The following is a 12,464-nucleotide window of genomic DNA, read 5'->3' as shown; positions in this document are numbered from 1 at the left end:
GACGTTATTCGCTGAACGTGGCTTTGACTTCCTCGTCGGTCATCCGGCTGTTCGCCCAGAAGCTGTCCGGCAAATCCTCGCGCACGAATTCGGCCAGATTGTCCGTCGTTATGACCGGAACCTCGAGAATTTGATCCTTTGGCACTTCCTTGCCGTCCAGCATATCCAACGCCAGCAGGAGCGCTTCCGATCCGAGCCAGGTCGGCTTCGCGACCGCGATGCTCTGGAACCCTTCTTCTTTCAGAGAATTCCATTTTTTCAGAAAACCGTTGTTGTCTTCCGACGTCATCGGCACGAGCGCGCGGTTTGCGGCCTGAAACGCTTCGATCGCGCCCAGCGTCATGCCGCCGCCCTGCGACCAGACGCCGTCGATTTGCGGATTCGCGGCCAACAGGTTGCCTACTTCCAGCTTCGCTTTTGCGTAATCCCAATCCGCGTTGACCGAGGACAGCACTTCGAGGTCCGGATAGCGGTCGAACACTTCCTTCGCGCCCTGCCATCTCTCGTCGCTTACGGAGATGCCCGCCATGCCGTTAAGCGCGATGATTTTGCCCTTGCCTCCGAGCGTTTCGGCCAGCCATTCCGCTCCCGCCTTGCCGAAGTCGTAATCGTCCACCGTGATGAGCGCGTCGTACGTATCGGCATTGATTTTGGCGCCGAGCAGCACGACCTTGATGCCTTTGTCCTGCGCTTTTTTCAGAACGGGCACGAGAGCGGTCGGGGAGTTCGGCGTCGTGATGATGACGTCGACGTCCTTGACGATCAAATCTTCCAGATTGGAAATCTGCTTGTCCACCTTGCCTTCGGATTCGGTATAGATGACGTTCTCGATTCGATCCTGGTGGCGTTTGACTTCCGACTCGAACTCTTTGTACAGCTGCACGGACCACGTGTTGGCGACGGAGTAAATATCGTAGCCGATCGTATACTTTCCGTCGCCGACGACACGGCTGTCGAGTTTGTCGAAAGCTACATCCGGGGAGACCGTTTTTCGCTGGACATCCGTTTTTCCGCGGAAGCGAAGGCCGACGAACCGGGAAGGGGGGACGTCGATGGCGCTCATATTGTCGTTGGACTTGGGAACGTCATCGGTTAAAAGCTTGCTCATGGAGGAAGACGGATCGGTCGTTTGCGTGGTTTCGCAGCCGTATCCGAGCCTCTCCCCCCGTCCCGGGTGGTCCGAACAGCAGCCGGAGGAATGGATCGAAGCGGCCGTTCGCGCGGCAGCCGCCTGCATGGAGCGTTCGGGTCGCAAGGATATCGGCGTCATCTCCCTGTCCGGCCATATGAGCGGGCTTGTCCTCGTCGATAAAAGCGGCGAACCGCTTCTCCCCTGCATTCCGCTCGCGGACAGCCGGAGCTTCGAACAGTCGGAGCGGCTCGGCAAGACGCACGGCGCCCGGATTCGCGAATGCACGGGCAATCCGGCGATCGACGCGTTTCAGGCGCCGAAGCTGCTCTGGGTCAAGGAACGATTCCCCGAGCTGTACGACAGGGCCGCCCGGTTTTTGTTCCCGAAGGATTATCTCCGCTACCGGCTGACCGGGCGCTTCGCGACGGATTCGACCGACGCGGGCAACAGCCTGTTTTTCGATGCCGTCAAGCAGGCATGGGACAAGCCGCTCGCCGCGGAAATGGGCTTCCGCGCGGATTTGCTGCCTGACGTGCTCGGACCGGCGGAAATCGCGGGCGCGCTGGCGAAGCCGATGGCCGAACGGCTCGGCTTGCCGGAAGGCATTCCGGTGGCGGCCGGGGCGGCCGACATGGCGACCGGCGCGCTCGGCACCGGCGCAATCGAGCCGGGCGACACGGCGCTGACGATCGGCACGAGCGCCACGATGCTGTCGGTGACGGGCGGCTTCGACGATCGCGGATACGGCAAGGTCACGTTTCACCCGCACGCGCTTCCCGGGACGATGTACGCGCTCGGTTCGCATTTTTCGGGAGGACTCAGCCTCAATTGGTTGGCTTCGCTGTTTCACGACAGCTTATCCTATGAACGGCTGCAGGAGCTTGGGGCAAGCGCGGCGAAAGTGGCGCCCGGCAGCGACGGCGTGCTGTTTCTCCCGTTTCTGGCCGGCGGCGGCTCGCCCCGCTTCGACCCGCACATGCGCGGATCGTTCGCGGGACTCAGCGTGTCGACCGGGCGCCCCGGCCTGTTTCGCGCCGTCCTCGAAGGCATCTCCTACAATTTGAAGGAGACGCTGGCGCTGCTGGAGGGGATGAACCCGGGAGCGATCGGCTCGATCCGCGTCGGCGGAGGCGGCGCCAAAATCGGCCTCTGGCCGGGGATTTTGGCGAACGTCTTCGGGAAGCCGGTCGAGCTGCTGCCCCAAGCGGATGCTTCCTCGATGGGCGCGGCGATGCTGGGCGGCGTCGCGGTCGGCATGTTTCCCGACCTGAAAGCTATCTCCCGGAAGCTGTCGCGGCCGGCCGAAACCGTGCCGCCGGAGCCGGAGGCCGCTGCCGAGTACGAACGCCATTATGCGAAATATTTGAAATATTGCGACTTCATGGGGCAACTTTGAACAAAAGCCACGACCCTACGACCCTATTTAAACTTCCCCCGGAACATTCTTTTCCCGCCGGGAGCGCAAACCGTTAAATCCGCTGCAGGAGAGTGAACGAACGCATGCATTATTCGCTATGGACATACCCGTGGGACTTGCTCGATATCGGAATCGAAGAGGCGATGGCGGAAATCGCCGCGACCGGACTGACCGGCGTCAGCCTGACGACCAGTTATCACGCGGGAAGGTTTCTCCAGCCGAGAAGCCCGAAGCGCAAAGTTTATTTTCCGGAAGACGGCACCCTGTACTTTCCTTTCCGCGAAGCGAACTACCGCTCCTTGCGGATCCGGCCGGCCGCCGCTTCGCTTATCCGTGAAACGCCCGATTTCTGGGACCGCGCGTTCGAAGCGGCGGAAAAGCACGGGCTCGATATTTCCGGATGGACCGTTTGCCTTCACAACACGAAGCTTGGCATGGAGTATCCCGATACGACCGTGAAGAACGCTTACGGCGACGCCTATTATTACAATCTTTGCCCTAGCAACGAGGACGTACGGCTCTACATGACGACGATGCTGGCCGACCTCGCCCGGTATCCCTTTCGCGCGTTGGAGCTGGAATCGCTCAACTTCATGGGCTTTCCGCACGAATTCCATCACGAAAAAGACGGCGTCGGATTGACGGTCAAAGACGAGTTCCTGCTGTCGCTGTGCTTCTGCGACTCCTGCAAGAAGCGGGCCAGCCGGGACGGACTGGACATCGCCGGCGCGCAACGGATCGTTCGCGGATGGCTGGACGAGCTGTGCGAACGGGAGCTGCCGATCAGCGACGACGAGCGATTCATGCGGGAAGGCATCGGCTACTTCGAGGATTATCCGGACGTAGCGGATTATCTCCGCTGGCGCGCCACCGTCGTCACCTCGCTCGCCGGCGATTTGAAGGCCGTCGTGCCCGAGCGGACCCGGCTTTATTTTCTCAGCCTGCTTACGCCCGACTCTTCCTGGCTGTTCGGCGTCGATTTCGAAGCGATCGCCAAGGTGAACGACGGCATCGTCGTCTGCTGCTACGACACGGGAGCGGAACCGGTCGGAACCCAAATGGCGCTGTCGCGCCGGCACGCGCACGGAACCGAGCTGTTTACGGGACTGCGCGTCTTCTACCCGGAGGTGCGCGGCAAGCAAGAGCTTATCGACAAGGTGACGGCCGCACGACGCGCGGGCACAAACGGGTACGTGTTTTACAATTCTTATCCCCCGCAAACGCATGGATTGGATACGGGAGGCCATCGATACGGTCAAAAGCGATAGCGTTTGACGCCGATCCGGGCGACGATCGGGTCCGGACGGTCGTTCCGGCCCGTTCGTCGTCCGGTTCTCGCGTTTAGGCGACGGATATACTCGAAATCCGGCAGCAGCACGAGATCTTCCATATAGGCGGAAACGTCGCTGCCCGGCCGCCTCGCCCGGTTCAGGGCGGAGATCATCGTCTCGGCCGACCCGATCCCGACGCCGTGTCCGTAATAGAGATCGTCGCCCAGCTTGACCACGTTCTCCCCTTGCCACTCTGGGCGGTCCGGATCGTGGTCGGGATTCCGGAAATAAAGCACATCCCCCGGGAACGACTCCTCCCCGTCGTTGCGAATGAACCGCAGATCGTTGTCGTAATGCCAATCATACAGCAGCAGGTTCGGAAAATAAGCGTTGAAGATTGCGTCGCCCTTCATGTCCAAAATGGCCTTGTACAGCACGATCACGATCGCGGTCGCGCATTCGAAGGCGTAAGCCGGTCCGTTTACGAAAATGTCGCGCAGCCCTTCCGCCGGCGTCACGCCGTCCCGGAGCCGAAATCCGCCCATTTCGTTCCGCGTCCAGTATCGCTCGTTGCAGCGCGATTTTTCGAACGAGGCGAAGCCGACCCCGCTCTCGTTCAGCGCCTGCGCCTCGGCCACGATCGCGCTCCTCATCATCAGCTCGAACAGAAGGGCTTCCGCGGATGCATACCGGTAAACGGTCGCGCTCCGCTCCTTTTGCCTGACGATTTCCCTTTCCAGCGCGGAAAGGCCCGACGCATCGACCGGTTGACTGCCGCCCGCTATGACGATCATGCCGGTTCCCCCTTTACCCGTTATGGGTTATTGTACGGGGAAAAAGCGGCGCGGGTGCAGCCTCGTCAACCTTCTATTTTCTCAGGATGCCTTTCAGCACCGGCTCAAGGCCGTCGGCCATCTGCATCAGGCCGAGATCGGTCGGGTGAATGCCGTCCACGAAGCATTCCTGGCCGTGATGCAGCAGCAGCTTTTCCCCGTCGTGAAAATGAAGGTGCCGGTCTCCCGCCGCCCGGAGGGAACGGACAAGCTCGATTTGCATCTTTTTGCGCGTTTCCTGCTGCCTTCTCGCCTCCGCATCGAACAGCTGCCGGGCGAACATAATCCGGGACAGCACAAGGACGGGCGTTTTCGGTCGAGCCTCGCGGTAGATTCGGATAAATTCGGGCAGCGTTTGGGCGTACAGCTCGGGAGAAACGCTGTTCGCTTCGTAGTCCAGCACCAGACAATCCACGTCCGGAATCGTCGCGATGATGCGGGACAGCTCGGGCTCGCCTTTGCCGCTGCCGGAGAAGCCGAGGTTGATGAATACGATGTTATACGAGCCGGAAGGAGGTGAACAAAACCCTCCAAAATGCCGAAAAACCTTATGTATCAAAGGTTTTAGCCGATGGATAAATTGTTCCATCTGAGTGTAAATAACTCGGTTTTTCGTGAAAGTTTTACGAAATCGTATACCGGGTTGTTATACGAACCACCCCCTAGTCGACTCGTATATCCGCTTTACCTCGCATAACACTCAATGGAGGATATGCGAAGTGTCAAGCCAAAAAAATGATCCAGCAAAAAGATTGCAAAGTTCAAACGTTACTTTCGATGAAGCCGTTTATCTTTTCTTACAGGAATGTAAAATCCGAAATCTGACGGAAGAAACCATTCGCCGTTACCGCAAAGGGCTGACCAAGTTCAAGCAACACCTCGAAACTAAGAAACTGAATTTGGGTACGCTAACCCCTTATGATCTGACCCACCGCATTATCCCCGGCATGCTGGACGAGGGATTGGCACTGAGGACGGTGAATTGTAACCTTTGTATCCTTAAAGAGTTTTTCAAATTCCTTACATGCGAAGGTTGGATGGAAACGAACATTTCCTCCGAATTGAAACCGTTCAAGGTTCAGCCCTCATTGACGCATACCTTCACGGACGGTCATCTGCAACGATTGCTTGCTCAACCGGACCGCTTCACCTTCACCGGCTATCGTAATTATGTCATGATGCTAGTGCTGCTAGAAACCGGCATCCGATTGAAGGAACTGGCGAACCTCCGGATTACAGATATTAACTTTGAAGAAGGATCGCTGCACATCCAGCAAGGCAAAGGACGGAAAGCCCGCCAAGTGCCGATTCAACGCACATGCTCGTTCGAACTAAAACGGTATTTACAGGAACGGGGAACGCTGGAACACGACCGCCTTTGGATCAACTTGGACAATCGCCCGTTTAAAGCTACGGGAATCCGGAGTATGATTTCCCGATATTGCAAAGCGGCAGGTATCAAAGGTATCCAATGCTCCTGCCACACTTTTCGACATACGATGGCGAAACAGTATCTACTAAACGGCGGCGACATATTTACGCTAAAAAGCATTTTGGGGCACGAGCGGATGGAAACGACGGAAATGTATGTCGAACTGTTTTCTCGAGACCTGCAAATTCAACATGGAAAGTTCAGCCCGGTCGAGCATATGGTAAACGAATTTCCGGACGCCATCGACAAAAGCGGGGTGAGCCAGTATGAATAAACGCAGGCAAAACGTACTGACTACCGTCGATGGTTCCAGTTCCGCAAAGCAACAATTAAGCTTCGACGATTTACTTCATTCTTTTATTCTCGATTGCAAAGCAAAAAACCTTTCGCCACTCACGCTTCGATTTTATCAGGACAGCGTTCAACAAATGAAAGATGCTTTTCTGGAACAAGAAGTTCCGCTCGATATCTATTCTGTGACTTCCCGCGAGGTCAAAAACCATTTTGTCGCCTATCTGATCGACCGAGGGAAGTCCGACAATACGGTGAATGGGCGTATTAAAGGCGTCAAGCAGTTCTTCAGGTATTTGTTCGAGGAAGGCTGGATGACAAATAATATCGCGGATGAGTTGCATGTAGTCAAAGCGGAAAAGCTGATGATTCAAACCTTTACCAGAGAACAAGTAGCCGATCTGCTGGAACAACCGGACCGCAAAACGTTCACCGGCTTCCGTGACTACACGATGATGATTGTGCTGCTAGAAACCGGCATGCGGATCGGCGAACTATGTAACCTGAAAACCGGGGACTTGTTCTTCAAAGAGCAGGAGATTCGGATTAGCAAGGGAAAAGGAGGAAAAGCCCGCCGCGTGCCGTTCCAGCAAACGTGCGCAAAAATAATACGTAACTACCTGGACATACGCGGCGATCTGGAGACGGACGCACTGTTCGTCAATATCAACAACGAACCGATCAGTCCCCGGGCGTTACAGGAAAAAATGCAGACCTACGGTAAAGCGGCAGGCATCCAAGGGGTACGGGTCTCGCCCCACACTTTCCGCCATACGATGGCGAAGTTTTACATTTTGAATGGCGGTGATCCCTTCACCTTACGACGTATATTGGGACATGCCTCGCTCGATATGGTAGAGTATTATGTTGAATTGTTCAGTAGTGATATTAAACAGCAGCATAAAAAATTCAGTCCCGTCGAAAATATGAAACGTAATATGTAATCTGGGTTGGAGCGGAAAGCTTGGTTTCCGCTCCTTTTCGGTCATAATTTTTGTATCTATTATCACGAAGATTTATCATACCACATAAGTATAATAGTACCTGCCTATCATTCAGGACATTCAATGAATGATTATAACTTCTCTTTTCCACGCCAGTTCTTTCTTACATAGTTCGAAAAATTATATTCTCCCTACCAACATGGTCAGTAATCATGATTTGCGGTCATCAACTATGCTTTCTCCGGGAAATAAAGCTTGGCTCGGTTGGTCTAAGAACAGTATAGATGGTAAAGATGATTTTTCTTGGATTGCAAGAAATGAAGGGAACATAAAAACAAAATAACGTGACATGCCAACCAGTTTGCCCCACTGCCCATTTCACTAAAGCCGCGGCTGCATATAATAGACAGAAGGACACCGATTGTTCGTCGATGCCCCTTCATATAGGAAAGATTTAATCGGTCACAGAAAGCTGCACAAAGCGGTTCCATTGCTCCACTCTTTTTTCCAAAGAGTCATGCATTTTTTTGTATTGGTTAGGAGAAACCATTAAGTGCAACAACGGTGCTTCAGTTTCTCCGTAAATAATCTCCGCTAGGATATTCTCAGCCATACAATGCTCAACCGTTTTCCAGTTGTTGATATATTCCGATCCGGACAAAAAACGGTCCCAAATTTGCAATTCATCACAAAGCACGGCCAAATAGAGCAAAGGTTCTTGATTAAGATTAAACTTGACACCCGGCATATTATGATAGGATACTGCTCTACATGCGGGAATTACATGTTTTTCCAACACATGAGGATAGTAATGAAAGAGAATATTCAATTCTTCATGAAGCTGAGGGTATGTTTCAGCCGCCTTTTTACTTAACCAATACCATACAGACGTATATTTTAACAAGATTAGACTGCTTGCTACTCCATGATCGACAACTGGTTGACCACTGTAACCGGTTTTAGCCATTTGGTAAGCAAATTGAGGCAATCCAGGTCCGATGCTAAACGAAGAGTTCATTGTTTGTAGTCCAGATTGATATGTCGGGAGCAATTCGGCGAGCCATGGAATATCATCAAGTTTTTCGATTAATTGTCTAGAATTTTTTAGTTCCGCATGCTTCGGTAAATCATACATTTCTATGAATTTATTCCATAGTTCTCTCAGTTCCACTATTCCATTATCACTTAAACTTCCAGAAAATCGTTGAATAAAATCAAATGAAAACATCTCATCATACAAATTCCATGACGGCGAGTTAAGACCTTCTTCAAAATCATAAAACAAATAGCCTACATCATGGAGCAAAGAGGCAAAAGTCCATTGAAATATAAACATTTTTACCGGCTTGCTACTGTCAATCGATGCATCAACAGCTTGTCTTATTTCCGGGATATGATCGTAGACCCATATTCCCAGTAAGAACAAATATAAGGTATGAGCCGTATGATCAGTTTGCTTTTTATAAGCAATCAAACGTTTAATCTCTAGAGTTGCCACCTCTGCACGCAAAGGGATCATATCAGCAAAGTCTGTCAAAGACAAGATACGTTCACTTAAAAACTCTGCTCGTTGCAAACGCTCAAAATCTGAGCGGCTGGCGAAGAAAGTGTTGAGATATTGAGACAAACCGGGGATTTTCCCTCTTAAATAACCAGCCGCGCCTGCTCCACTATGAAAATGACGCCATAAAAGAGAATGAATATGTTGACTTGAGGAAAATATCATAAGATGAGCATCCTTTCCATCATTAGCTCAAAAGTTAGCTGATTTGAGACAACGGACTTTCCATATAAGGCGTGTACTTAATTGATCGAATGTGTACTGGTTCGCCGGAATGACGAGTAAATTCAAAATGCGTAAATTGTTCCTGGAAGAAGCTAAATTTTCTACGGAACAAGTTCGCCACATCAGGATTAGCCGTGGTAAAGAAGATTTGTCTGCCGGACAACGCAAGGTCTCGAAGCAAGTCCAAAAGGTTCATAAGATGGAGATCATCCATATTTGCCACGGGTTCATCCATAATGATAAATTTAGGAGCGCTTGGAGCTGCAAGGTGTACGGCAAACATGACGGAAAGAGCTAAAGAAGCACGTTGTCCGGATGACATTTGGAAAGCTTTAACCTTTTTCCCATCCCATTTCCTAAGCAGTGTCAATCCTTCTTTCTCTAAAATCAATTCATCAAACTCCCTAGGTGTATGAAGCATCTTAAAGAAACGTTCTATTTTAGTAATATTTTTGCCAATGAACTGCTCCGTAAATGTCTTTAGCGGTCTCAGTTGTTCCAGTGCTGTACAAGCTCTCACGCAGCGTTCATACTGATTTTTGAGAACGTCGAGTTCTTTATTTGCCTCTGCCAACTCCGACTGTAATTGCACTTCCTGTTGTTGACTTCGAAGTTTTTCAAGCAGAAGGTCGATTTGCGTCAAAGCTTTTTGCAATTGAATGGCCCAGACTCGCAAATTATCGTGTCCTTCCAAATCAAAATCGGTGAATAAGCTCTCCATATTCTCAGTAAACCTTTGCAACGACTCGATTTGTTTTTCCTGATCTTCTATGGCCAGATCCAGTTCTTTGAAAGAAAACTGCTGCAAACGTTGTTGAAGATCAGCTATGTGCTTTTGCAACCGCTCCAACAAATTATTTGTCACTGCCATTTCTTTTTGCAAATCCTTCTGCCTTATGATCACGTGTTCCTCAAATGAAGCAGAAGATTGCTGTTCCGTAAACTCCCGATACATTTCATTTTCTTTTTGAAACAGTTCTGCTTGGATGATTGTCTCTTTTCTGAACCCCGTTTCATCAAGCACCTGCAGTTGTTTTTGTACAGTAACCCGCTGTTCATTCCACTCTACTTGTGCCGAAAACAGGGCTTTAATAGCTTGCAATTGTTCTTCCGGGCTTTGTAGACTAGCACTGATATCAAATATCAGATAATTGATTAACTCATTATATGCTTCTGTTACCTGCTCCCTATTACGTTTTTTTTTGTCGTGCTGCGCCATTCGTTCCCTCAATGACTCCGTTTCAGTTTTTAACAAGTCGACATTTCGTCGTAGATTATCAATGTTGCTTTCCCCTTGTTCATTCACCGACATAGCGGAATGAATCGCACTGGCCAATGCATTATGCGTACCATGTTCGTGCTTGCAAAGCGGGCAGACCGTCGAATGTTGTTCCAATTCAAGAAAGTCTTTGCCCAGATGATGAAGACGGGAAAGCAGAGTGCTGACCTGATCCATGAATTTCTCAGCTGCTTCAAGCTGGTTTTTCAACTGGATCAACATTACTTCTTTTCCTTCTAAGTTTTTCTGAAGCTCTTGTAATTCTGCATGGGATAAAAGGGATAACTCGGTGTTCGTTAAAGATAACACACGGCTGTACTTGGCTTCGAATCTTTGCAAGGCATCTAACTTTTTGGTCAACAACTCCGCTCTGTTCTCTAGCTCCCGTCTTAGGTCTACCTGTGAAGGTGTTTCGATTATTTTCCGAATACCCTGCCATTCCATTAAAATTCTACTGATAGAGTCAAGACTTTGTTTGAAGTCGAGATTTTGGTCTTCAATCTTTTGCAATTCCGAACGGAACCGATCAAGTTCTAACTCTAGCTGCTCTTGCTGAGCAAGTTTGCTGTCCTTCTCCTGAATCAACAAATTGAGTTTGTCCTTTTGTTGCTGCAACTCTAACTGGATATGTTCCAGCGACAATGTGACGATTGATGAAGGGAACTCAATAATTTCTTTTCGCCGTGGCTCCACAGACTTCAAGAGGAAGGCAAGGCGCTCCAAATATTCCAGTGTCGATTCACCTGCTTCTCGTCCTCTATTTAACTCGTTCAATCGAATGGATTTCAATAAGGTGTCGAGATCAATAGATTGTTCCTGCTCCGTTCTGCTTAGGGTGGAAATCTGCTCATTCAACTTTCTTATTGTCGATGTAATCTCATTTTGCTGTTTTGTCAAAGCTTTCAACTGCTCATCGAATTCTTGTTTGTAACGCTGCCATTTTTTTTGCGTTTCTATGACAGTATCACCAAATACGAGTCGGCTAAAATTATCTGAATAATCGAATTTTTCGGTTTCGTCACGGCCGCTTTCGTTCAACGCAAATCGATAAGCAGCCTCTGAATCAAAGTAATTGAACCGGTGGAAATAGTAGTTGAGTTCCGATTGCCGTCCAGTAGGAACTCCATACCACGCTTGAGCTAACTTCTTATATAAAGCTACAGGTTTTCCAGGTTGAAACGACAACATCTGTTGGGATGCTGTCGTGCACATTACCTTAAATGTTTCTGCCGTTTCTTCCAATTTGTCTCCGAACTCCGAGCAGCGTCGAATGTCATTGGTTAACGCATACTCGATCGCTTCCATGGCTGAAGTTTTTCCAGAACCATTCGGACCGTGAAGCAGGTTGACGGTTGTGGGAAGAATCGGCTCTACATGTGCAAAACAGTGATTACGAAATCCGTCAAAGCAAATTGTATTGATGGTTTCAATTTTCTCTTCATACTCGTCGTAATTCTGACCTCTACGAGCACTGGGACGAACTTCCGCTGATATAAATGGTTGTCCGGCTAGATATTGATTTACATACTGTGTAGCAAAAGGTTGGGTCAAGCATCCCGTTAATTGGACGGGTTCCAAATGATCTGTCCACTCCTGCAAAGGATCAACCTCTTCCGATATGTCCTCTGCAGCGGTATGTAGCCATTCCTTGTCCAGCCATTTCAAAACATCGGCTGGCGTTGCGACAAATTTGCGTGCATAGTCGGCATCATTCTCAATTTTTTGCAGCATGCTGTTGTCCTTAATAATTTCATATTCCTCAATAACCAGAATTAAATAAAGGTTCCAGCGTACATCGTTTTTATAGGAAAAGAAAGTATTGGAAAGAAGTTTGGTCTGAAAATCACGAAAATATGAAAGGTCGTCATCTTCCGTCATCATGGACATCGCTGTTTCGGACACTTCTACGAAAAAATATTCCGAGAATACGATTTCGGGCAATGACTTCTCAGTTCGTTTCACTCGAAAGACTTTGAATAATTGACTCCGAAAACGAAATGTCTGTGCCTCTACGGCATTCTTAAAATGAAGTTGCTCAATTAAATCCCCTAGTCTCATCTTATCCTCCCTGGAGATACC

At 50.1% G+C, this 12,464-nt stretch carries 9 protein-coding genes and 1 pseudogene; 4 read left to right on the top strand and 6 right to left on the bottom strand.

Annotated elements, in window-relative coordinates:
• Positions 1-4 precede the first annotated feature (4 nt).
• Positions 5-1,108: an ABC transporter substrate-binding protein gene (locus JW799_RS11425; RefSeq protein WP_080833811.1), complete on the bottom strand. Its 1,104-nt coding sequence runs from the start codon at positions 1,106-1,108 to the stop codon at positions 5-7.
• Between JW799_RS11425 and xylB the strand changes: the two genes are divergently transcribed.
• Both xylB and JW799_RS11415 read left to right on the top strand, forming a co-directional pair.
• Positions 1,053-2,528, top strand: coding sequence for a xylulokinase (gene xylB / locus JW799_RS11420; protein ID WP_205429890.1), 1,476 nt, complete (start codon positions 1,053-1,055; stop codon positions 2,526-2,528). The two genes, JW799_RS11425 and xylB, sit on opposite strands and share 56 nt — an antisense overlap.
• A 92-nt stretch (positions 2,529-2,620) precedes the next feature.
• The gene (locus JW799_RS11415; RefSeq protein WP_205429887.1) at positions 2,621-3,817 is read left to right on the top strand and encodes a hypothetical protein; all 1,197 of its coding nucleotides are present in this window, start codon (positions 2,621-2,623) and stop codon (positions 3,815-3,817) included.
• On the opposite strand, the gene JW799_RS11410 is transcribed toward JW799_RS11415, so the two are convergent.
• Entirely contained in the window at positions 3,805-4,614 is an 810-nt protein-coding gene (locus JW799_RS11410; RefSeq protein ID WP_205429885.1) for a protein-glutamine gamma-glutamyltransferase, read from the bottom strand. The two genes, JW799_RS11415 and JW799_RS11410, sit on opposite strands and share 13 nt — an antisense overlap.
• A 73-nt stretch (positions 4,615-4,687) precedes the next feature.
• Complete coding sequence (locus JW799_RS11405) at positions 4,688-5,212, bottom strand: SGNH/GDSL hydrolase family protein (protein WP_240353240.1); 525 nt, start codon at positions 5,210-5,212, stop codon at positions 4,688-4,690.
• Between the two features lie 160 nt (positions 5,213-5,372).
• On the opposite strand from JW799_RS11405, the gene JW799_RS11400 reads away from it, so the two are divergent.
• Positions 5,373-6,359 (top strand): tyrosine-type recombinase/integrase, encoded by a 987-nt coding sequence (locus tag JW799_RS11400; protein ID WP_205429883.1) that lies wholly within the window; start codon positions 5,373-5,375, stop codon positions 6,357-6,359.
• Positions 6,352-7,320 (top strand): tyrosine-type recombinase/integrase, encoded by a 969-nt coding sequence (locus JW799_RS11395; protein ID WP_205429881.1) that lies wholly within the window; start codon positions 6,352-6,354, stop codon positions 7,318-7,320. The genes JW799_RS11400 and JW799_RS11395 overlap by 8 nt, the downstream gene beginning before the upstream one ends.
• Positions 7,321-7,530: 210 nt before the next feature.
• Here the strand turns inward: JW799_RS11395 and JW799_RS30070 are convergent.
• From JW799_RS30070 to JW799_RS11380, 3 genes and pseudogenes are all read right to left on the bottom strand, one after another.
• Positions 7,531-7,697: pseudogene (locus tag JW799_RS30070) on the bottom strand (DUF3732 domain-containing protein).
• A gap of 77 nt (positions 7,698-7,774) precedes the next feature.
• Entirely contained in the window at positions 7,775-9,046 is a 1,272-nt protein-coding gene (locus tag JW799_RS11385) for a hypothetical protein (RefSeq protein ID WP_205429877.1), read from the bottom strand.
• A 34-nt stretch (positions 9,047-9,080) separates the two neighbouring features.
• On the bottom strand, positions 9,081-12,443 hold the full coding sequence (locus JW799_RS11380) for an ABC-three component system middle component 1 (protein WP_205429875.1): 3,363 nt from the start codon (positions 12,441-12,443) through the stop codon (positions 9,081-9,083).
• Between the last annotated feature and the right edge of the window lie 21 nt (positions 12,444-12,464).

This window comes from Cohnella algarum, assembly GCF_016937515.1.
Taxonomy (GTDB): Bacteria; Bacillota; Bacilli; order Paenibacillales; family Paenibacillaceae; genus Cohnella; species Cohnella algarum.
Note: the sequence above shows the minus strand (reverse complement) of the source record. Positions and strands in the feature narration are given on the sequence as shown.

Coding starts and splice junctions, on each gene's coding strand:
- JW799_RS11395 (WP_205429881.1), top strand. CDS start 6,352: ATGAATAAACGCAGGCAAAACGTACTGACTACCGTCGATGGTTCCAGT.
- JW799_RS11380 (WP_205429875.1), bottom strand. CDS start 12,443: ATGAGACTAGGGGATTTAATTGAGCAACTTCATTTTAAGAATGCCGTA.
- xylB (WP_205429890.1), top strand. CDS start 1,053: ATGGCGCTCATATTGTCGTTGGACTTGGGAACGTCATCGGTTAAAAGC.
- JW799_RS11410 (WP_205429885.1), bottom strand. CDS start 4,614: ATGATCGTCATAGCGGGCGGCAGTCAACCGGTCGATGCGTCGGGCCTT.
- JW799_RS11385 (WP_205429877.1), bottom strand. CDS start 9,046: ATGATATTTTCCTCAAGTCAACATATTCATTCTCTTTTATGGCGTCAT.
- JW799_RS11425 (WP_080833811.1), bottom strand. CDS start 1,108: ATGAGCAAGCTTTTAACCGATGACGTTCCCAAGTCCAACGACAATATG.